Here is a 21,860-nt window from a genome sequence, read left to right as displayed (position 1 = left end):
AGGTCTTGCTATTCATAAAAAAATGCTCATCAATATGATGAGCATTTTTTTATGATGACTTTTCTCGTTTTTTTCGAAATGGCAACCACCAGTTCCAGTCTCCAAATAACTTCATTAAGCTTGGTACGAGCATAAGACGAATAATTGTTGCATCAAGAAATATTGCTAATGCGACGCCAAGCCCCATCTGCTTTACTGGTAAAATATCAGTAAATGCGAATGCACCCGTTACAACAATCATTATTAAAGCAGCTGATGTAATGATTCTACTTGTTGAAACGAGCCCTTCTAACGTTGCTTGATCGTTATCTCCTGTTTCTTCATAGAGCTCATAAATGCGTGAAATAAGAAATACTTCATAATCCATACTAAGCCCAAATACGAGGCCAAAAATGAAGATTGGTAAGACAAACAGAACCGGACTCGCTTCTAAACCGAAATGACCACCTTCAAATAACCAAACAACAATTCCAATAGTTGCACTTAAACTAAGTATATTCATAATAATTGCCTTAATTGGAATGAGTATAGATCGGAATGCAAATAATAATATAACAAAGGTCGATCCAAATATAACAGACATACCAATTACAACTTTATCTTTAATTTCATCTTCTAATTCTTGTTGAAACGTCGTCATTCCGCCTAGATAATACGTAACATCCGTTTCTTTATAGTTCTTTTTAAAGTCACGCACCCACTGTTTTGCAGTCTCTGTACGTGGTTTTGTTTTCAAAAAGACTTCTATCGTCGTCTTATTCCCTTTCGTGTATGCTTCAAATACAGGAGTTAGTTTCGCTGACTCTGGCGACTGCAATATTCCAACAACTTGATCTGCTTTCATTCCAGTTAACCCGTCGTATAAACTTCTTACTTCATGTACTTTCTTATCATCTTTTAACTTTTGAACGACTTCTTCTATCTTTTGTAGACTTTCTTTTTCTTTCATATCTTCTTTCGTCTCTACAACTAACATAACATCAGCGTGTGTTTTGACAGTTTCATTAAATGCTTCTTCATACTTTTCATATGCAATCCTTGTATCACTCTTTTCAGGTAAAGCTTCAACACCAGGGAACTGCAAATTAGCTGTACGTAACGGCAATAAGCAAATAACAATAAATGTTGTAACAACAATAATCATTGCGATTGGATGTTTCATTACAAATTGTGCAAATTTACGCCATGCTTTTGCCGGCGTATGTGCTACTTGATTCTTTTTTAATATTCTTTTACCTATTAACGATAATAGCGCTGGAAGAAGTGTGAGTGAGAATAAAATACTCATAATCACAACAATCATTCCGCTAATCGCGACAGATTGAATATAATCTATCTTAAAGAAAAACAAACCTGACAACCCAACAAATACGCATAATCCTGAAAATACAATTGCACGTCCTGCCGTCTGATATGTAATTGCTATCGCTTCTTTTACCGTTCGTTTAGCAACTTCCTCTCGAAAACGGTTCACAAATAATAGCGCAAAATCAATAGATAGTGCAAGTCCAATCATCGGTGCAACGTTTAACACGAAAATAGAAAGTTCTTTATCCACACCGATAAAATACAATATACCCATCGTGCTAATAACACTAAGCGCCCCATTCAAAATCGGTAAAATTGATGCCAAAAGGCTACCAAACGAAAATAGTAATACAAGAAACGCAATTGGTAATCCAATCATTTCTGCTACTTTTAAATCATTTTGCGTTCTTTCATTAATCTCTTGATTAATTTTCGGAAATCCTGTAGGTGTTACTTTTAATGCTACATTACTTTCTTTCTCAATCTCATCAGCAAATTGTAATGTCTTTTCCATTCTTTCTTTATTTGTTTTCCCGGAAAATAAAATTGTCGCATAACCGATATCACCTTGTAGCATTTCTTTATTTTGGATTGGGTGATGGAAAGATTCATAGTTCTCTTTCTCTTGAACATTCTTTACAATTTCATCTATTCGTTTTTTAAATTCCTCATGCGAAGCATCTTTATTTTTCTCAAAAACGAGCAGAAGCGTATCTTGAGACCTCTTAAAATCTTTATCTAAAATTTCTTTTGTTTTTTGATAGTCGCCTTCCGTTTGGAAACCGTCACCACCTAATACTCCCGGTAGCTTTGGAGCAAAAATCCCAAGTGCGATTGCGAGCAACAGTAACGCTACAATTACTGTATAACGAAATTGATACAAAAAAGCTCCTAACTTGCCCCACTTATCAACTTTATGAACATTTGTCTTCACACATTTTCACCTACTTTAAATAATTCAATTGTCACTTATACTGTATCATATCTTTATACAAACAAAAAACGCCTAGGAACACTATAATGATAGTTTTTCCAGGCGTTTTTTCTATCTCTCTTTATTAAGCCCCAATCTCTCAGTAAGTAAACGATGATAGTAAATCGCGATAATTAACAAAATACCACCTACGCAGTAACCAGCTAAAATATCAGTTGGGTAATGTACATTTAAAATGACTCTACTTAATCCAATCGATAGAATTACTGTGCCCATCAAAATCGTTGTGACACATTTCCCAGCTATGCTTTTCAAATTAGCAGCAATGATATAAGCAAGAAATCCAAATGTCATAATTGATAGCATTGCATGTCCACTAGGAAAACTATATCCAAGTGCATCTAGCGCTTCATTTAATGACGGACGTTCTCTCTGTACAATCTCTTTTATCCCTTTATTCACAAGATGTGTTATTAAAATTCCCAGTGGATACACAATCATCGTAGCATAATAACGCTTCTTCCAAAAAACAAGCAAACTTATAACGAGCGTAGCGACTATCCCAATTGCTGATCCCAATTTTGTAAAGTACGAGAAAAATGTAAGGGAACTCTCCGTTTGTAGCCCTTTTACTAATCCACGGACATATGTATCCATCACGGTAACGCCACCTGCATGTACGCGCCAAGCAACAATACCAAATACAGCAAATAATAAAGCAATACACATTATCTCATATTGATGTAACTTCTTCTTCAAACGATTTCCTCCTACTATGAAAAAATGCGATTTCTACTTTAGAAACCGCATTTCCTTACTTATTTACCTTTTGTTTTTAGCTCTGTCCAGTAACGATCATAGTCTTTTAACTTATCATCTACATCAACAAGCCATTCTGTACGATCTAACTCTTCTTTCGTTAAGAAAATCATGTGATTATCACGGTATTCTTTACTATGAAGAGGATGAGCTTTTTCATTTGGATTACTGTAACCAATTGACTCGTAGTTTTTCACACTTACTTTTTCATCTAGTAAGTAGTTCATAAATTTCTCAGCAAGCTCTTTATGTTTTGCACCTTTTGGAATTGCTAACGTATCAGCCCAAATTGTTCCGCCTTCTTTTGGTACAACGTATTCTACATCTTTATTATCTTTTGCGATAAATGCTGCATCTCCAGACCAAACTGTTCCGATCCAAGCATCTTCTGTAATGAATTTTTGTTTAATGTTGTCTGTATCAAATGCTAATAAGTTTGGAAGCAGCTTCTTTAAATCATCTGCTGCTGTCTTTAACTCTGCATCTTCTTTCGTACTGTTTGAGAAACCGTGCTTCTTAAGACCCATTCCTAATACTTCACGAGAATCGTTTAGTAACGTTACATGTCCTTTATATTTCTCATTCCATAAGTCAGCCCAGCTTGTAGGTGCTTCTTTCACATACTTTTTATTGTATGCAATCCCTGTTACACCCCAAGTGTACACTAAAGAATATTTATTCTCTGGATCAAACGCCGGTGTTTTGAAATTAGAAACCATGTTTTCGATATTTGGGATATTCTTTTTATCTAACGGCGCTAATAAATCCATTTTCGCCATTGTTTTAACCATGTAATCAGATGGCTGAATTAAATCATACTTTGCACCACCAGCTTGTAATTTCGCAAGCATTTCTTCGTTACTTGCGTACTTATCATAGTTAATTTTCACATTATATTTCTTTTCAAAATCTCTTAGCACTTGCTCATCAAAATTGTCAGCCCAGCTATAAATATTTAATTCTTCTTTTTTTTCACCACAACCAGCAAGTACACCAGCAACAAGGCTAAAGCTAATTGCTGCGCCAGCTATTCTTTTCATTAATTTCATCGGTTTATTACCCCCTCGTACTTTCTATATCATTCGTATTATAAAGGAAGGTGTCCTCCAGAGTTTTCTTCACCATCTGCACCTTTGTTACGGAAGATTTCAGATAGAACCATTAATCCTACGATAGCAACAATTAAAATTGTAGAAAGAGCATTAATTTCTGGTGATACTCCGCGCTTAACCATACTGTAAATGTATAATGGCAATGTTGTTGATCCTGGTCCTGATACGAAGAAACTAATTACAAAATCATCAATTGATAATGTGAATGTTAATAATGCTGCCGAAATAACTCCCGGTGCAATTGCTGGGAACGTTACATAACGAAACGTTTGCCAAGGCGTTGCTCCTAAATCATTTGCAGCTTCTTCTAAGTCACGTCCCATACTTGAAAGACGCGCAGCTAAAATAACAACAACAAACGAAATACTAAATGTAATATGTGCAATAATAATCGTTGTTTGTCCAAGTTCCATTCCTAACTGACTGAAAAGAATTAGTAAAGATAATCCCATTAAAATATCAGGAATTAAAATTGGTAAATATACAAGGCCATTAATAGCCCCTTCGAAACGATATTTATAACGATGTAAAGCAATCGCAAAGAATACGCCAAGTACCGTTGTCACAATCGTTGTTATAACTGCAATCGTAATACTATTTACAAATGCATCAATAACATCTTGTTTTTGAAATAAATCTGTATACCAATGGAATGTAAAACCTTCCCACTCCGCATTAATGCGAGAGTCGTTGAAAGAATAGACCATTAAAACCATCATTGGAAAATACAAGAATAACAAAATTAACCAAGAATAAGAAACTAAAAACTTCTTCATCTTTGCCTATTCCCCTCCGTTCTCATTATATTTATATACTTTCGTTGCACGATAATATAAGTAAATTAACAGAACAGAGAATAGAACAACGATAATCGATAACGCAGATCCAAACGGCCAGTCACGTGCACCTAAGAATTGGTTTTGAATAACGTTTCCGATTAATGCTACTTTCGATCCGCCCATCACGTCTGATACAACAAACATTCCGATAGAAGAAACGAATACTAAAATAGAACCAGTCGCAATTCCTGACATTGTCATCGGCACTGTTATATTCCAAAATGCCTTTATTGGTGTTGCACCTAAATCATAAGCCGCTTCTAGCTTACGCTTATCTAGCTGCTCAATTGCTGCATACACTGGTAAGATCATAAATGGTAATAAAGAATAGACCATTCCGAGTATTACAGAAGGAGTATTATATAATAAATTTAACGGTTCACTAATAATACCAAGCTTTAATAACAACGTATTCACAAGGCCTTGTGAACGTAAAATAACAATCCATGCGTATGAACGAACAAGAAAGTTAATCCAAAACGGGATCGTTGCCAATAATAAAAGAATAGAACGATATTTGCGGTCAACAATTGTAATTGTATACGCAAATGGATAACCAATTAATAAACATATTACTGTAGTAATAACTGCGATTTTAACAGTTTCCCATAATGTCCCTAAGTACAATGGATCAAACACACGGGATATATTCTCCAGCGTAAATTGCATTTCTACTGTCCCGTAAGCTCCGCGCTGCATGAAGGCGAATCCTAATACGAATACAAGCGGGATTAGGAAGAAAATTAATAACCACGCGACTGTAGGTAGTGCGAGTAATTTCCCTTTTTTCAATTTAAGGTCACCTCGTCCTCTTGCTCCCAGCCTACATATACATTATCTCCAATGCTCCACTGCGCTGCCTCTTCAGCAGTTTGATATGCCATTAGTAATTCTGATGTTTTCTCATCACGTACATAAAGCTTCTCCATATTTCCGACAAACTCTATATCTTCAATATGTCCAAGATGGTATTCTTTTAAAATTGGTTCTTCAACCGAACGTACTTTTACATTTTCAGGGCGAATTGCTACATAGCCTTCCCCGTTTTTCACAATATTATTTTCACCGATGAATGTCGCAACGAACAACGTTTTCGGCTTATTATAAATTTCTTTCGGCGTTCCGATTTGTTCGATATGTCCTTTATTCATAACCACGATACGATCGCTCATGCTCATTGCTTCTTCTTGATCGTGCGTTACGTATATGAACGTAATTCCTAAATTACGTTGTAAGTTTTTCAATTCACGTTGCAAGTCTTTTCGTAACTTAAAGTCAAGCGCTCCAAGTGGCTCATCTAATAGTAATACACGCGGATTATTTACAATTGCTCTTGCAATTGCAACACGCTGCTGTTGTCCACCAGAAAGCTTCGCAGGTTTACGATTACGGAACTCAAGTAACTGCGTTAAACGCATTGCCTCTTCAGCACGCTCTTTCTGCTCTGCTGCTGATACTTTCTGCATTTTCATACCAAAACAAATATTCTTCTCCACTGTCATATGTGGGAATAGTGCGTAATGTTGGAACACTAGGTTCATATGACGCTTATATGGCGGTAAATCGTTAATTCTTTCATCATCTAATAAAAGATTCCCTTTAGTTGGAGTTTCAAATCCTGCGATCATACGAAGTAAAGTCGTTTTCCCGCAGCCACTCGGCCCTAAAATTGTTAAAAACTCTCCCTCTTTAATATCTAAAGAAAGAGGTGGGATAATCACTTGATTTCCAAAATGTTTTTCAACTGCTTCAACTTTAATAATCTTTTTCATTTTCCCGTCCTATCTACCTTAAATTTAAAATTTTTATATTCATGAATAAATATTTATGTTCTATAGACTATTTTTTGTTTCGATCCAAACAAAAATGGTTATTTAGCAAGCGTTCGTTTCTATTCTTTATGTAGTATGTTTGATTCATTTTCGCATGATACATAACGTCGAACAGAAAAACCCCTTCCATTGCGAAGGGGCTATTATCATACGGCTGCGCCTACTGATAAACACCATCATCATTTTAACAACTTTCGTATGAATTTTAAAGCACTTTTTGTAGAAGAGTAACGAATTTTCATGTCGAATGCTGTAGATTGGGCTAAAATGCTTTTATAATGTGAAAAAGTCCGAAAACTTTCTTTCCCATGATAACCCCCTAATCCACTACTTCCAACACCCCCAAAAGGTAAATATGGCGTGGCAAGATGATAGACAACATCATTAATACAGCCTCCACCATATGAAATATTACTCGTCACTTTCTTTTGTACTTCTTTATCTTCAGAAAATACATATAACGCTAACGGCTTCGGATGTTGCTGAATTGTGCCAATTACATCTTCTATATTGTCGTACTCTATGATTGGTAAAATCGGGCCAAAAATTTCATCTTCCATAACAGCATCTTGCCATGTAGTATCCGCTAGTACTGTCGGCTCAATATGTAATGTATCTTTCTTATAGTTTCCACCAATTACGACTTGACCATCTTGTAAAAATCGACATAATCGTTCAAAATGACGCTCACTTACAATACGCACGTAATTTTCATTTTGCAAAGGTTCTTTACTATACTGCTCTGTAATTTCATGTCGTATTGCCTCAATTAGCTTTTCTTTCACGGAAGAATGCACGTACATATAATCAGGCGCTACACACGTCTGCCCTGCATTTAAAAACTTACCCCAAACAATTCTTCTTGCTGTCATCTCTATCTTTGCATCTTTATGTACAATACAAGGACTTTTCCCGCCAAGTTCTAACGTAAGCGGCGTCAACTGTTTCGCTGCTGCTTCCATTACAACTTTTCCAACGCCAACACTACCAGTAAAGAAAATATAATCAATCGGTTCCCTCAGCAAAGATGTACTCTCTTCAACGCCACCTTCTACTACCGCTACAAGCTCTTCTGGGAATAACTCACCTAACATTCTCTTAAGCACTTTTGAAACGCTTGGCGTTAACTCTGACGGCTTTAAAACGATTGTATTTCCAGCTGCCAGTGCTCCTACAAGTGGTGCAATTGCTAATTGGAACGGATAGTTCCACGGTGCAATAATAAGCGTAACACCATACGGTTCTGGCACTACTTTTCCTTTTGATCCAAAATGAGTCAGTGCTGTTCGAACTCGCTTTGGTTTACTCCACGATGACATATGTTTCAATTGAAAAGAAATTTCTTTTAATACATATCCAACTTCCGTTGTAAACGACTCGTGAACTGACTTATTTAAATCTAATTTCAATGCCTGAAATATTTCTTCTTCAAAACGCTGAATGCCTTCATAAAGCCTCTTCAAATTATTCTTTCTCATTTCGATGCTTCTCGTATGCCCTTTTAAAAAATATTCCTTTTGCCTACTTACAATAGAGGAAATACTCATTCACTCACCTTCTCCCACTATTTTTATCCAGTTCTTTCATTATTTATATAGACTTCATATATAATAAATTTCTATTCTTAAAGTTACATTATATATGACTTTTTCAACTATATAAAATTCATTGCTCACAAAAAAACTACCGAAAGAAAATCTCTCGGTAGTTTCACAGTATTAACGATATAAACGAACAGCACCTGCAGAATTATCATCAGCTTGTCCTACTACTTCAAACTTCAGACCAAGCTTCGGTAAAATACGTCCTGCATCTGGAATCTGTTGATTAATATACGTTTTCGAATCATCAAACTTCGCTACACCCGCTAAGCCATCATACGTATACGTTCCACGCGTTGGAGATACAACTTTCCAAGCTGGCGTTTTATCGAATGAGAATGCCGCATCAGCGATTTGGAATCGTGTACTACTATCAATTGTTGGTTTACCATTTAAAGTTCCTACAATTGCTTCTGGATGAGAATCAACTACACCAAGGAAACCATGTCCTGGATGTAAACCAACCCAGTTATCTGCGTAAGCTGAGTCTGCATACCATACAACCATACCTGAGTTATATTCTGGACCGCGAGCAAATTTCAATGCGCTATCTGATCCAGTATGGTTTCTCCACTCTACGTAGTAGTTATGTTTTTTCTTCTCTGTTCCGCTAGATACAACGAAACCATCTAATTTTAATTGTGGTGTACCTTCAGCATCATCTGAGAATGTAACTTTACCATCTACTGTTAATGACGCATTATCAAGTAGGAAACCATTTAATGCTAAACCACCATCCGTAATGTACTCAAACGTTAATTTTACTTTTTTACCTTTGAATTGACTTAAATCATATGATTTGTCAATCCATTTTCCATTTGTCGAATCTGCATTTCCACTATTTGCTTTCTCGCCAAGTCTTTCAATTAACGTTTTTTGACCATCTTCTGTTACAGCATGTACTTCAAGGAAATCATACTCTGCTTCGATTTCATATAACGATTTGAAATCAAATTTCGCATTCGTTGCATTCGTTAAATCGAACAGTGGTGTTTCTAACGTTGTATGAAGATTATCACCTTTTGTGCTGTAGTAATACTGCTTACCAAATGCTGGTGCAATTGTTTTTACATCTTTATCTGGTAAGTTAACACGAATCATACCTGGACGGTTAGATTTCGTAACACTTTGGTCTAAATATGTTGCTAGACCGATACCTTTATTTAATTTCTCGTAATCTACTTCTACGATATTTGCCCAGTTACCACCAATTGTTTTTTGGAAAAACTCTTTATTTTGTGGTGAGAAACTCGTTGGTGTTGTTCCAGCGATTTTACCAGCCCAGCTGCCGCCACTCATAACAGACCAAGCTTGAATTGGCTCACCATGACCCGTATAGTCTGTATCATACTCATCTGGTAAACCTAAATCATGGCCATATTCATGCGCGAATACACCAACTGCGCCATCTTCTGGTTCAATTGTATAGTCGAATGCTGCCATCTTTCCGCCCCAATATGGAACTTTCGCTTGTGTGCCTTCAATTGCGAATGGTTTTGGTCCAACTGTCCAGCGATGTGACCAAATTGCATCATCACCTAATTTACCACCGCCAGCTTCTTGTCCAACACCCGCATGAATAATCATTAAGTGATCGATTAAACCGTCTGGTTGATTTTGATTTCCATCACCATTTACATCGTATTGATCGAACTGATCAAACTGTGATAAATCAAGACCGCTATCTACAGCTGCTTTTAATGCATCTTTTACTAGATCACGTGGTCCTTTTGGTCCTTTATTATCATGACCTGTAGCAGCATCTGCACCATAATCAGCAGCTTTACCAGGAACTGTTAACCATTTTGTAACTGTTCCGTCCACTGTGTAACTACCACCGGATTGCTCTTCGTAATATTGTTTAAATGTTTCGATTTTGCTTCCATCCTCTAACGCGAATGGCTCATCACCGAATAACATTTTTTCATAGTGTTCTTTGTTAAAGTCTTCCGAATACATATAACCAGGTTCTTTATCGATGTTGTTATGTTTAAAATCAGCGTACTCTACAAGTAAAACAAGTACCTTATCTTTACGAACATCGCCGTTATATGCTTTTTGTTTTGCTGGAGAAGTTGGTACTTTACCATTTAGTCCGCCTTTAACTGGTCCTGTCGCTGCAGGTGTCCCTGTTGCTGGCTGATTTAGTTTTTCTTTCGTGTCTGCTTTCGCATCTTTCACTTTCTTTAAAAAGTCAGATGCTTCTTTCGTAAGTTGATCCCCATTTGTTGCTTCTTTCCCAGGATTTTCACCCTTTTTGTCCTCTACATACTTTTCAACAGCTTTCTTTGTTTCTTTCTCTGAAGCTGAAGAATCAATTACCCCACGTTTTTTCAGTGCATCTGCTAAACGCTCTTCTGGAATTAAATGATCATCCACTGGGCTCGTAGCTGTTTTATTCACAGGTGTTTCAGCATATGCCGATTGAGTGCCAGCTCCGAATGAAAGGCCTAATACAGCTGTCAAAGCGATTGATGACAAAACTTTGAACGGTTTCTTGTTCATCCCTTATTTCCTCCCCTAATAAATAATATGTATTACAAATTAAATTTTATTAAAAATTCAATATTTTTTCAATATTTAGTCATATTATGTAATGTTTTTAATATATTTGTAAAAATTTCATAGTTAGCATACGGATATATCACAATTCAACAATGTTTTCTGAAAATATTGAAAGTTTTTATCGAACAATTTATAATTTCCATAGAGGGAGTTTAATGGGGATTTTATCTTTGTTTCATCTACAAAGTATTTGATAATTCACTATATAAAACACAAAGTCCGATTGCATTATCATGTATTCTGTAGCAGCAATTATGACCGATAATTAGGGAGGAATTACATTTGTACAAAGATAAGACAGACGCACTGGATCAAGAATGGATTGATTTAATACTTGAAGCTCTAGATGCTGGTATCGCCATGCAAGACATCGAACAATTTTTCCAACGTATGAAGCCATCCAGTCAGGCTCAATAGGTTTGTTCTTTTTAACGAAGTTTATGTTATAATAATGACATCATAAGACAACTACATATTGATAGAAAGGTGCGCAAATATGATTGGAGAACGTATAAAACGCCTTCGTTTACAAAAAGGTATTTCATTAACTGAACTTGCCGAAAAAGCTGGCGTTGCTAAATCTTACATTAGTTCTATAGAACGAAATTTACAAAAAAACCCTTCCATTCAGTTTCTTGAAAAGATCGCAGCAGTTCTACAAATTCCAGTTGATACTTTACTTCATGATGAAACAACAAAGGCAACTAACCTAGACTCCGAATGGACACAACTCGTTAAAGATGCAATGAACTCTGGTGTCTCCAAAGAACAATTTCGTGAATTTCTTGAATTTACAAAGTGGAAGCAAAATCAAAAATAATAATAGAAAGAAGTGCTTACAACCAGCACTTCTTTTTCTTTATAAAAAAAAGCGGGAATACCCGCTTTTTTATTATTTTTCTTCCCCAGCTTCTTGGTTAGCATTGAATGTCCATTCTAAATTCAATGTATCACCTTGGAAGATATTTTGGTCTTTTCCATCATCTACAAATTCAAATTGTACCCATAGATAATCCTCTGTACCAGCTGCTAATCCACCCTTTTCTCCCCACTCAGGAGCAAAGATGTCTTTAGCTAAAAGATCTGGATCAACTTTTTGTAAGTCTGCTAAAGTTGTTTCGTATACAGGCTCACTTTGTTTATCCCAGTTCCAAAGGAATTTTACTTTAACGTGCTTACCAAAGTCTTCACCAGCATTATCACCTTTTGCATCTTTAACAGTATACTTTGTTGCTAATTTAACGTCTTTAATAGTTAACGAACCGCTGTTTTGTAATAAGAACTCTTTCTTAACAGAATCCCCTGGTTTTAAATCTTTAATATCTACAAGCGTCTTAGGGTTTAATGTAAGGTCTAACGTCCCAGCTGCAAATGTATTGTTTGATACTTCTTTATCGCTAAAGAATGCAAATGTTCCTCCACCAATTAAAGCTAACCCCAATGCTGCTGATGCAACTCCCATACCTAATTTCTTTTTCAGACTCACAATCAATTCCCCCTAGCTTTTTTATATTTTTATCACTTATTTTTCAATAAGAGATGTAAAGAAAACTATATTAGCTTAGCTAATATGTGTTCTTTTTTAAAAACCTTATGTTCATTATAACGAACAACCCTATATAAACACAACACATATTTATTAATATTTTCAGTTATTTTTATTTCTCAATATTATTTAGATTCTTCAGAAAAAAGAATGATGATTTATAAATTTTTTCACACTCAAATGCATTTAATACTATAAGAAAAAAGAAAAACAAAGAGGTGAGGGCTAACGTTCCCTCACACTCATATAAATATTACTAGTTTTGCTTATTCGTTCATTATCTCTTGCACCACATTCTTGTTTTCCAGCCGTTTCACTACAGCAGTTACTCCGCTTTTTTCTGTTCTTCTGCTTTCTTTTGTCCTTCCGCTTCAATTGCAACGTTTAATTGTTGCTGAAGAGCCTGAATTTGCTCATCAATAGCTTTCAAGCTAATTTCTTTCTCAATATAGTCATGTTTCTCTTTGATACTGCGAAAGCCTTCATTTACATATACGGACACTTGCTGCATCGACTCATCTTTATTTACCTTTAATTCTTCTTGTATTTGATTGTAAGGAGCCTCTATTTCAGTATATACATTTTGCAGAGCTTCCTTCTCAGCAACAATTTTCTCACGCCCTTGTTGCCATACAGAAATCGCCTGTTTTATTTCTTCAATAGAAGTTGCTTTCGATTTCCCCTTCATCGTTCCATACTCACGCTCAATAAACTGTTTATGTTTCTCAGATTGCTCTTTTAACGTATTAACTGTTTTCGGAAATATAATTGCTGTAGAAAGCGTCGCTTCCACTTTTGTTTCATGAATGAACGCCGCTTCTGTATACGTCATAATTTGAGATCCTAAATAAAACGTAATAGAACACATACACGGCAATATAAGCATCTTTTTAAAATTCCGCGGTCTTTTCAGCATCTTAATCTCCCCCATCGAACATTACGTTCTTTATACAGAACATTATCTATATTATAGTAAAGAACTATTAAAATTGATAGACAAATACTAGAAAAATAGAAAAAGGGCTATCCATGTGATAGCCCTTTTTGTTATTATCTTTCTTCACCTGCTGTTTGTTGTGCATCAAACGTCCAATTTAATTGTAACTTATCGCCTTGGAATTGATTTTGATCTTTTCCATTATCAACGAACTCAAATTTCACTTTGAATTTATCAGATTTACCTGCTGAAATACCTTTTTCATCCCAGAACCAAGCCGATAAATCATTATCTACAGCTGTAAGTGTGTCACCTTTTAATTTATCTAAAGTAGTTTGTTTCACAATTGTCTCATGCTTATCTACATTTTTTAAGAATGTTACTTTAATATGTTTACCAAAATCATCTTTATTATCTTTCTTTACATCTTCTACATTATAATCTGTTTTCAGTAGAACCTTTTTAATATCTAAAGAGCCTTTATTTTCTAGTTTAAATTCTTTTTCAATTGTATCCCCAGGTTTTAAATTCGATACGTTAACAACTGTTGATGGATTTAATGCTAAATCCAGTGTCCCAGCCGCAAATGTATTGTTTGACACTTCTTTATCACTGAAAAACGCAAATGTTCCTCCACCAACTAACGCTGCTCCTAGTACTGCTGATGTAATACCCATTCCTAATTTTTTCTTTAAAGTCATGTCCATATCCCCTTAATATATATTTGTTAACTTCCTAAACGGAAAGTATAACCAAACGAACTAGACGGATTGTTCTACTTTTTTATCTTTCTTTTCTCCGTCAATACTACGAATAGCACCAAAAATAGAAATCGCGGAATAACCAAGTAAAAAGACTCCTGGAATAATAAGAAGTAATGCTGCTCCCGCTTTTGAATTCGCATAATTCAGTAAATACCCAACATACGGAACTGTAATATCTGCATACTTTCCAACTACATTTTCTGCAAGTACTGGCTCTAAATCTGGTCCGTTGTTGTTATCCCCTTTTGTTTCATACACTACTTTTCCATTTGTATCTTTTACACCGATAATACGGTGAGTGATAATTTTTTGATCTTTCTCTTTAAAGGTAATAACATCACCTTTTTGATATTTAGAACCATCTTTGTTTGGTTCTATTGCAATGATTGATCCTGTTAAAAACGTTGGCTCCATTGATCCTGAAAGAACGCTCTTAAATTGATATCCCATCACTGTGGGATCACCACCGCTTGCTTTTGAAGAAATAACTACAAAAGCTAAAAACACCATCAATGCAAATAAAACAAATGAGATCGCGTTGCTAATTACCTTCCAAATTAATTTCATCGACTCTCTCCCTCTCCGTTGTTTTATATTATTTGAAGTATGCAATGTTCATTGTGTTCTTTAACAAGAACACAAGTAAATGATATAACGAACTTTAGGTTATTGCAATAAGAAAATTTACAATTATTAGTTAAAAGTATTTTTAGCATAGAAAAAGACTGTGATAAAATCTCCACAGCCTTTTTACTAATACGTTATTTTTCTTCTGTTTTCATTCCTTTTGTATTTCGGCGTAGCACTACATATAAAATGGCTCCAAATAGTACAAGTGCGCCTACCCCAACACTTATTACTTTCACATTTGACTCTTTTTCTTCTGATACAATTGTATCTTTTTTAGGCATCGCAAAAGTGACATCTTCTGTTGAAAGAACATTTACCGTCGCAATTGTTTGATTATTTTTCGTAATATCAACTGCACCAACTACCTCACCACGATGAATTCCTTTATGATACAAAGATTCTTTATCTAATGAAGCTGCCCGGAAAATAGTTTTCACATTTTTCCCTTCATCTTTCTTAAGCATAAGTTCTGCACTTTTTTCAAGTTCACTATTAATATCTTTATTTAAATATGTTGTTTTTTGATGCCAACTATGTTTATCTAGTACAGTTTGCTTCACAAATTGACCAAAAGAATAGTCCGCCATCTGCTTCAAATCTTCATAAATTTCAGGTCTTTGAGAAGCCATTACTACATTTATAATACGATTTCCATCTTTCTCATTTAATAAAACAAGTGTATTACGCGCTTCATTCGTAAACCCTGTCTTACCGCCAATGCTATATGGATTTTCAAAAAAATTAGATTTATTAAAAATAGACACCGTCTGCCTAGACGTCGTAACTGTCGTTCTTTTCGTATTCATCGCTTGTAAAATTTCAGGATAATTTTGCACACCTTTCGTAATCATAGCCATATCATATGGCGTCGTATAATGATTCGGATCATGCAATCCATTCGGTGTTACAAAGTGACTATCTCTCGCTCCTAATTGCTTTGCTTTCTCATTCATCATATTGGCGAAATTTTCAACACTCCCGCCAATCCGCTCCGCAATCGCATACGACACATCATTCGCACTCAGCACCATTAAAATCATAAGCGCAGTATTTCTATTAATTGTCTCTCCAGGTTGAAACTCAATTTGATAATTACTCTTCTCTTGATCTAATGCTAATTGTGAAAATGTAAATTGATCCTCTGGCTTTGTATGCTCCATGAGTAGAATCGCTGTTAACACTTTCGTCGTACTAGCAGGATATGCGCGGTGATATGCGTTTTTGTCATACAAAACATCTCCTGTTTTCGCATCAATTGTCGTTGCAAACTGACTAAAAACATTTGGTCCTTCCGCAGGTGGTGGTGCAACTTGTTCTGGATTTACTCCAATATTCGTCTCAGCACGCAATGTCATAGGTGTCAACAAAAACAAACAAATAACTGTAATAAAAACCAAAATTTTCTTAAAATTTACCATATGACTCTCCCTTTTCCATTTAATCCCTTAACAAAATAATATATCTACCAATCATATGTAATTTGTATTAAACTGGAAGAATTTTCACTATTTTTTACTATATCATATTTTTACGATAAAGAACATAAATATACAATAAAAATAAGAAGGAATTACTCTTTCTTATCCTTCTCATCAATCAACGAATCTATTAACTTTTGACTAGCTTCCTCGGGCGTAATCTCATCCGTTATCCCCATAAACGACCAACCTTTAGAATCAACCCACTCAACAAACTCTTGTAAAAATTCATCATGTGTAACATCCACATCAAGAATCGATCCATTAATCGAAATCGTTCTATTTCTAGACACGCGCATCTTGAACGTTTTTCTTACCATTACAACTTTTCTCCCTCTACTCCTGAATATTTATAAAATAATCTTGTATCTCTGTTATACATGATTTTCAGTAAATTGTAAAAAGGATATATTGGCCAATTTAAATAGCAAAAATGAAAATCTCTTACCTACGTAAACGTAATACGACATATAATTGCTCATAAATTATTAAATAAATTCATAAAAACATACAGTTATGTGGATTTATTTAAGTAAGCCATTATAGCCTTTTGGAAGATATTATCTAAAATAGTATACTAAACGGATGAAGGATATTTGAATACAGAAACTGAGGCTTTCTATTTAGCTGGACTCTTAAGTGGTAGACTTAGAGACTGATGCCGAAATTCATATTTAATTTCTATTTCTGTACATAATATTGTAAGAAAGAAGGTAGTACTGTGAAAACAACAGAAAATTTTACTGACAGGGCCGATATATATGCACAATATCAGCCTAGTTATCCTAATGAATATATTGATTACTTACTTTCAGCTAACCAACTGAAAGGAAATCCGATTGTAGCTGATATTGGTTCAGGTACGGGTACGGGGATATTTAGCCGCCAGCTGCTTGAAAGTGGTTTACATGTTATTGGAGTTGAGCCAAATAATGATATGAGGAAGATGGCTGAGCAATCGTCAAAACTATATTCTCGTTTTCAATCCATAAAAGCAACTGCTGAAAATACCACTTTAAAAGAAAATAGTGTAGATTTAGTAACTGTTGCCCAAGCATTTCATTGGTTTGATAAAGAGGCTTTCAAAATTGAATGCCAACGAATTTTAAAACAAAAAGCAAACGTTGCTCTTGTTTGGAATAGTAGAGATTTAACTAGTCCACTTATTAAAGAGAACGCAGAAATTTGCCACATCAAATTCAAATGACTTTCGTACAATAAAGTAGAATATATTAGAAAACACCTTAAAATGAGGAGGAACTCAATGGCGCGTTGTACGTATTGTAAAACGAAGTGGAAAGTAAAAGACGTATGGTCGCTTCTCATAACATTTGAAAAAGATTGTCCGTATTGTTTTGGAAGACAATATATGTCTAATGATACTTTTCATCAAGCTAACGCTGCTTTACCACTGTTATTTTTATGCCCTTTAATTGTTGATTTAAGCGATGAAAATCCTTTAGATAAATACCGGAAATAATATAACGGCTACATTCAAAAACTACTTTTTACTGAATTTTCTTCTTATCATTATCCCTTCATACATTACTAGCATAATCGCTTATACTTTCCCTTTTGAAGATTCCGTAGCCCAGTAGGAATAGCGTCCTCTGAACAAGGTTTATCAATTATGACTAAAAAACAGTGATATATGTATACTGTTAAACATAAAAAATTAGCATTAGGTTCCAATCAAATATTAATTGAAACTCAGCACCGCTTGTATTCTGTAATTCAGAATACAAGCAGTGTTTTTTATTATGCATTTTTGCATACAGTATGATTTTCTCTTGTAAATAGATAATAATGGTATATAATAAAATCAATGTTTTACCAATAAAAGGTAATAAAAAGCAGTGTGATAAGTAAATAACCAAAACGTATTAACAGATTTGCTCTATGTAAATCATGATACATATATGGAATCAAAACTATGAAATTATATGTAGAGGTTAGATTACTACAAGATGAAAGATTCATAGCGAATACACTCGAGGAAAAAAGCGTTCGATTAGATTAATGTTATAAAACTACTTAATGTGGTATCTATGGAACGAATTGAGAATATACTTAGGGGGAATTTCAAGTGAAAACATTTGGTAAAGTATTATTAACAGGAGCTTTAGCTTTAGGTGGTTTAACAGCTATGAACATTGATACACCGAAGGCACATGCTGACGGAGCAAGCGAGTTCTGTCGTTATATTTGTGGTCCTAGCGAAACGGTGAACGGTGTTACAGTTCAGGTACACTCTACACAAGTTACTTTTGGTAGCAGCGTAATTGCAAGAATTACAAATGACCGAGCGGAAGAAATTCATTACAATGTCAGCCTTGAAAAGAAATATGGCGATAGATGGGGAGAATTTGAAACCAACTTCCGTTGGCAAAATCAATGGGTCCCAGCTGGAAGCAATGATGAAATTGCAACTTTCACAGGATATGGCGATGATATTTATGAGGATGGAACATATCGTTATAAAGTCGAAATAAAAGACGCTGACGGTTCTATTGATACAATTTACACAGCAGGAATGACAGTTACAGGGCGATAGCTCATGACTGAGTTCCATTATTTATGATTTTATTTTTGATAATATCATTGATAATTGCGGTGATATTATTATTAAAATAAGCTCTTCGAGGCTTATTTTTTTATATAAAAATTGGAATGATAATATCCAGAAAATTACATCTTTACACTATTGAAATTTGTTGTTATTATAAGAATACATTAAATGTTACAATATTCAACAAATTATATAAATTCTCCGATTACACGAATGAAATGAAAACACATTGCTGGTGGTAATATTTATAGTTGGGATCCCGTAGCTCAGCAGGGAGAGCGCCACCTTGACAGGGTGGAGGTCGCTGGTTCGAACCCAGTCGGGATCATAAGAATAAAAAGCCCTCAAATCCTATGGATATAAGATTTGAAGGCTTTTTATTTTTCAACTTCTTTATTAATTTATATATCACTGGTCACAATTTGGTCACCTATTCATAGATTATCAGCTTTATACCCTAAACTTTAGATAAATTCCAAAGATAAAAATGAACTTTAACACACCCTCAAGTTTACGCTTTAATTCTTGAAGGAATTAAACAATTAAGTAGGTCTTTAAATATTAAAACCTCTCTTACTCACCAAATTCAGACTGGAATTTTTTATTTTCCACATCTATTATTACTGAGTCCATTTCATGCATTTTTTTGTAATAATCCTCCAAACTTTGTATCATACTATATTGATTACCATCTGTAATACTTTTGAGACTTGTTAATTCCTTTGTTAATGGAGCATAGCATGCATGTTTATCACCTGCTTTTTCCTTCTTAATTAATTCTACTCCTCTCAAAGGATTATAAGGAACGACATGAGATGTTCTTAACAGATTTCTTAAATCATGAAAGTATTCATTCTCCGCATTTAAATCTTTACTTTGTTCTAAACAAAATTCCGTTAGATAATCAATTGTAGTCTGTATTGGAATGCGAGCCGAAATAACGTACTTTTCGCCATATCTCGTATCCTCAATTATGTATTCGTTTTCCCTGGCTTCTTTTAAATGTTCACTAGATAACCAGAACAATCCTAAAACATTGTATTGCTGATCTTGTTTTTCTACGAACGCGCAAACTAGATATCCATTTTCTTTACTAGTAATTAAATCAAAATCATTTTTACTTATATAAAAATCCTTCTTAGCGTATTTTACAAATCCTCTTCCACCTTCCTCTTTTTCTACATAGTCTCTTGGAGTTACATTTACTGTCTTTATTTGTAAAGCCCATGTTTTAATCTCAGAATCTTGATTTCGACTGTAACGATATTGGTTGGTAACTAAAATATCAAATCCAAAATCAACTTCCATTTTCGTAGCTTCGTATTGCATTGTATAAAATTGAGCTATTACATAATGCTCTCCTCCAAATCCATAGTATATGTTATCTTTGTCTAAATTCTCCATACTCTCCCCCTATATTTAGTAACATAATAATCACCTTCCATATTAGGTTAATTTATAATTATAGAAAAGGAAATTAATTCATAAGGAGTGTTGGTGATGTCCCCGAAATTAACATTAGAAGATATACAAATTCTTGCTGAATCTCGAGAAGGAAAATGCCTATCTGATCATTACATAAACAGTCAAACTCATATGACTTTTCAATGTAAGAACGGACATATTTGGAAGGCAACACCAGCAAAGGTTAGGTTTGGGCGATGGTGTAGAAAATGTAGTGGACATGAAAAAAAGACTTTACAGGACATGCAAAAAGTCGCAAAGAAACATGGTGGAGAATGTCTGTCATCTAGTTATAAAAATAATAAGACAAAATTAATATGGAAATGTAAACATGGTCATAATTTCGAAGCCGGTGCATCTTTAATTTTTACTAGAGATAAGAAAGGGAGATTTTGCCCTAAATGTAGTACTAGAAAAAGAGGAATTGAACGTAGACATACAATTGAGGAGATGCAACAGTTAGCCTACAATAGAGGTGGGAAATGCCTATCAACTTCTTATACTGATTCCCATACCAAACTAACATGGCAATGTACCGATGGACATATATGGAAGGCTAAGCCCAATCAGATTTTGTCTGGTAGACATTGGTGTCCTCATTGCACTCCAAACTTAACCGAAGAAAGGGTACGTTTTACTTTAGAAGCATTAACCGGTTTATCGTTTAGATCCAATCGTGAAATCATAGCTCCTTATGAATTAGACGGATACAATGAATATTTAAACGTAGGATTTGAATATAATGGAATTCAGCATTATAAAATAGATGGATTCTTTATCAAAAATGAAAATGAGCTAATGCAACGCATTCAACATGATACACAGAAAGAACAATTATGTAAGCAAAAAGGAATTAAACTACTTATTATTCCTACACACGACATATCAGATAAAACGAACGATGAACAACTTATTCAATACATAACAAATATGCTACTCACAAAGAACATACCGATCAAACAAAATATCCATTCTATTGATAGTCGTAAATTATATACAACATACATGTCTTCACTTTATGAACTTAATGAAATAGCAAAAATGTATGGTGGACAGTGTACCGCCTCAGAATACAAAGGAAGCAAAGCTAAAATTGAATTTGTATGTGCCAAAGGACATCATTTTATGAAAAGACCTTACGAAGTAAAACAAGGACAATGGTGTAAAACCTGTTACTTAGAATCAAGAAATGATGATTCTCACATGAGCACTAAACAAATAAAATCTCTTCATGATCTACATAAAATAGCAGAAACATATAATGGTAAGTGCATTTCTTCCAAATACAAAAACAGTAAAACTAAAGTGGAGTTTGTATGCGCTAAAGGACATCATTTTATGAAAAGGCCCTATGAAGTCATGCGAGGACAATGGTGTAAAGAATGTTATTTAAATAAACGAAAGAGACATTAAATCTAATAAAAAATAGTACCCTATGGATACTATTTTCATTCTATCTTAA

The 21,860-nt window shown here is 34.6% G+C and carries 19 protein-coding genes, 1 tRNA gene and 2 pseudogenes; 7 read left to right on the top strand and 15 right to left on the bottom strand.

Annotated elements, in window-relative coordinates; translation table 11 throughout:
• Positions 1-49 precede the first annotated feature (49 nt).
• From CN409_RS12205 to inhA1, 8 genes are all read right to left on the bottom strand, one after another.
• On the bottom strand, positions 50-2,242 hold the full coding sequence (locus tag CN409_RS12205) for an MMPL family transporter (protein WP_086389854.1): 2,193 nt from the start codon (positions 2,240-2,242) through the stop codon (positions 50-52).
• A 111-nt stretch (positions 2,243-2,353) separates the two neighbouring features.
• Positions 2,354-3,001 carry a phosphatase PAP2 family protein gene (locus CN409_RS12200; RefSeq protein WP_118961646.1) on the bottom strand — a complete coding sequence of 216 codons (648 nt, stop codon included), beginning with the start codon at positions 2,999-3,001 and terminating at the stop codon, positions 2,354-2,356.
• A 59-nt stretch (positions 3,002-3,060) separates the two neighbouring features.
• Entirely contained in the window at positions 3,061-4,110 is a 1,050-nt protein-coding gene (gene potD, locus CN409_RS12195) for a spermidine/putrescine ABC transporter substrate-binding protein PotD (RefSeq protein WP_000772489.1), read from the bottom strand.
• Between the two features lie 38 nt (positions 4,111-4,148).
• On the bottom strand, positions 4,149-4,949 hold the full coding sequence (potC, locus tag CN409_RS12190; protein ID WP_000714192.1) for a spermidine/putrescine ABC transporter permease PotC: 801 nt from the start codon (positions 4,947-4,949) through the stop codon (positions 4,149-4,151).
• Between the two features lie 6 nt (positions 4,950-4,955).
• A complete protein-coding gene (gene potB, locus CN409_RS12185; RefSeq protein WP_000715500.1) occupies positions 4,956-5,804 on the bottom strand; it encodes a spermidine/putrescine ABC transporter permease PotB in 849 nt (282 codons plus the stop codon).
• Positions 5,801-6,784 carry a spermidine/putrescine ABC transporter ATP-binding protein PotA gene (gene potA, locus CN409_RS12180; RefSeq protein WP_000720333.1) on the bottom strand — a complete coding sequence of 328 codons (984 nt, stop codon included), beginning with the start codon at positions 6,782-6,784 and terminating at the stop codon, positions 5,801-5,803. Before potA ends, potB begins: the two co-directional genes overlap by 4 nt.
• A gap of 239 nt (positions 6,785-7,023) precedes the next feature.
• Complete coding sequence (locus tag CN409_RS12175) at positions 7,024-8,391, bottom strand: aldehyde dehydrogenase (RefSeq protein WP_097981960.1); 1,368 nt, start codon at positions 8,389-8,391, stop codon at positions 7,024-7,026.
• A gap of 171 nt (positions 8,392-8,562) precedes the next feature.
• Positions 8,563-10,950, bottom strand: a complete 2,388-nt coding sequence (gene inhA1 / locus CN409_RS12170) for a M6 family metalloprotease immune inhibitor InhA1 (RefSeq protein ID WP_001035950.1) — start codon at positions 10,948-10,950, stop codon at positions 8,563-8,565.
• Between the two features lie 342 nt (positions 10,951-11,292).
• On the opposite strand from inhA1, the gene CN409_RS12165 reads away from it, so the two are divergent.
• Entirely contained in the window at positions 11,293-11,427 is a 135-nt protein-coding gene (locus CN409_RS12165) for an anti-repressor SinI family protein (protein ID WP_000276219.1), read from the top strand.
• A gap of 79 nt (positions 11,428-11,506) precedes the next feature.
• A complete protein-coding gene (locus CN409_RS12160; RefSeq protein WP_000578875.1) occupies positions 11,507-11,830 on the top strand; it encodes a helix-turn-helix domain-containing protein in 324 nt (107 codons plus the stop codon).
• Between the two features lie 72 nt (positions 11,831-11,902).
• On the opposite strand, the gene calY is transcribed toward CN409_RS12160, so the two are convergent.
• From calY to CN409_RS12130, 6 genes and pseudogenes are all read right to left on the bottom strand, one after another.
• The gene (gene calY, locus CN409_RS12155; protein WP_000053713.1) at positions 11,903-12,496 is read right to left on the bottom strand and encodes a biofilm matrix protein CalY; all 594 of its coding nucleotides are present in this window, start codon (positions 12,494-12,496) and stop codon (positions 11,903-11,905) included.
• Positions 12,497-12,884: 388 nt separating this feature from the next.
• Positions 12,885-13,487 (bottom strand): annotated as a pseudogene (locus tag CN409_RS12150) (DUF4047 domain-containing protein); the annotation flags it as partial.
• Between the two features lie 119 nt (positions 13,488-13,606).
• Positions 13,607-14,194, bottom strand: a complete 588-nt coding sequence (locus CN409_RS12145; protein WP_000172852.1) for a CalY family protein — start codon at positions 14,192-14,194, stop codon at positions 13,607-13,609.
• A gap of 60 nt (positions 14,195-14,254) precedes the next feature.
• Positions 14,255-14,824 carry a signal peptidase I SipW gene (gene sipW, locus CN409_RS12140; protein ID WP_000767804.1) on the bottom strand — a complete coding sequence of 190 codons (570 nt, stop codon included), beginning with the start codon at positions 14,822-14,824 and terminating at the stop codon, positions 14,255-14,257.
• A gap of 194 nt (positions 14,825-15,018) precedes the next feature.
• A complete protein-coding gene (locus CN409_RS12135; RefSeq protein WP_000247024.1) occupies positions 15,019-16,305 on the bottom strand; it encodes a D-alanyl-D-alanine carboxypeptidase family protein in 1,287 nt (428 codons plus the stop codon).
• Between the two features lie 152 nt (positions 16,306-16,457).
• Entirely contained in the window at positions 16,458-16,685 is a 228-nt protein-coding gene (locus tag CN409_RS12130) for a hypothetical protein (protein WP_000251862.1), read from the bottom strand.
• A 401-nt stretch (positions 16,686-17,086) separates the two neighbouring features.
• Here CN409_RS12130 and CN409_RS12125 point away from each other — a divergent pair.
• The 4 genes and pseudogenes from CN409_RS12125 to CN409_RS12110 all read left to right on the top strand — a co-directional run.
• Positions 17,087-17,554 (top strand): annotated as a pseudogene (locus tag CN409_RS12125) (class I SAM-dependent methyltransferase); the annotation flags it as partial.
• A 75-nt stretch (positions 17,555-17,629) separates the two neighbouring features.
• Positions 17,630-17,845, top strand: a complete 216-nt coding sequence (locus CN409_RS12120) for a hypothetical protein (protein WP_000090226.1) — start codon at positions 17,630-17,632, stop codon at positions 17,843-17,845.
• A 606-nt stretch (positions 17,846-18,451) separates the two neighbouring features.
• Positions 18,452-18,919, top strand: a complete 468-nt coding sequence (locus tag CN409_RS12115; RefSeq protein WP_086389850.1) for a hypothetical protein — start codon at positions 18,452-18,454, stop codon at positions 18,917-18,919.
• A gap of 270 nt (positions 18,920-19,189) precedes the next feature.
• A tRNA-Val gene (locus tag CN409_RS12110) sits at positions 19,190-19,262 on the top strand.
• 245 nt (positions 19,263-19,507) lie between these two features.
• On the opposite strand, the gene CN409_RS12105 is transcribed toward CN409_RS12110, so the two are convergent.
• The gene (locus CN409_RS12105; protein WP_097982080.1) at positions 19,508-20,338 is read right to left on the bottom strand and encodes a hypothetical protein; all 831 of its coding nucleotides are present in this window, start codon (positions 20,336-20,338) and stop codon (positions 19,508-19,510) included.
• A gap of 96 nt (positions 20,339-20,434) precedes the next feature.
• Here CN409_RS12105 and CN409_RS12100 point away from each other — a divergent pair, with 96 nt between their 5' ends.
• Positions 20,435-21,811: a zinc-ribbon domain-containing protein gene (locus tag CN409_RS12100; protein WP_097982081.1), complete on the top strand. Its 1,377-nt coding sequence runs from the start codon at positions 20,435-20,437 to the stop codon at positions 21,809-21,811.
• The last annotated feature ends 49 nt before the right edge of the window (positions 21,812-21,860 follow it).

It is taken from the genome of Bacillus sp. AFS012607 (assembly GCF_002558005.1).
Taxonomy (GTDB): Bacteria; Bacillota; Bacilli; order Bacillales; family Bacillaceae_G; genus Bacillus_A; species Bacillus_A thuringiensis_S.
The sequence above is the reverse complement of the archived record's forward strand: the minus strand, read 5'-3'. Positions and strand labels throughout refer to the sequence as shown.

Coding starts and splice junctions, on each gene's coding strand:
- CN409_RS12145 (WP_000172852.1), bottom strand. CDS start 14,194: ATGACTTTAAAGAAAAAATTAGGAATGGGTATTACATCAGCAGTACTA.
- CN409_RS12120 (WP_000090226.1), top strand. CDS start 17,630: ATGGCGCGTTGTACGTATTGTAAAACGAAGTGGAAAGTAAAAGACGTA.
- sipW (WP_000767804.1), bottom strand. CDS start 14,824: ATGAAATTAATTTGGAAGGTAATTAGCAACGCGATCTCATTTGTTTTA.
- potA (WP_000720333.1), bottom strand. CDS start 6,784: ATGAAAAAGATTATTAAAGTTGAAGCAGTTGAAAAACATTTTGGAAAT.
- CN409_RS12135 (WP_000247024.1), bottom strand. CDS start 16,305: ATGGTAAATTTTAAGAAAATTTTGGTTTTTATTACAGTTATTTGTTTG.
- CN409_RS12105 (WP_097982080.1), bottom strand. CDS start 20,338: ATGGAGAATTTAGACAAAGATAACATATACTATGGATTTGGAGGAGAG.
- CN409_RS12175 (WP_097981960.1), bottom strand. CDS start 8,391: ATGAGTATTTCCTCTATTGTAAGTAGGCAAAAGGAATATTTTTTAAAA.
- CN409_RS12160 (WP_000578875.1), top strand. CDS start 11,507: ATGATTGGAGAACGTATAAAACGCCTTCGTTTACAAAAAGGTATTTCA.
- CN409_RS12100 (WP_097982081.1), top strand. CDS start 20,435: ATGTCCCCGAAATTAACATTAGAAGATATACAAATTCTTGCTGAATCT.
- potD (WP_000772489.1), bottom strand. CDS start 4,110: ATGAAATTAATGAAAAGAATAGCTGGCGCAGCAATTAGCTTTAGCCTT.
- potC (WP_000714192.1), bottom strand. CDS start 4,949: ATGAAGAAGTTTTTAGTTTCTTATTCTTGGTTAATTTTGTTATTCTTG.
- inhA1 (WP_001035950.1), bottom strand. CDS start 10,950: ATGAACAAGAAACCGTTCAAAGTTTTGTCATCAATCGCTTTGACAGCT.
- CN409_RS12130 (WP_000251862.1), bottom strand. CDS start 16,685: ATGGTAAGAAAAACGTTCAAGATGCGCGTGTCTAGAAATAGAACGATT.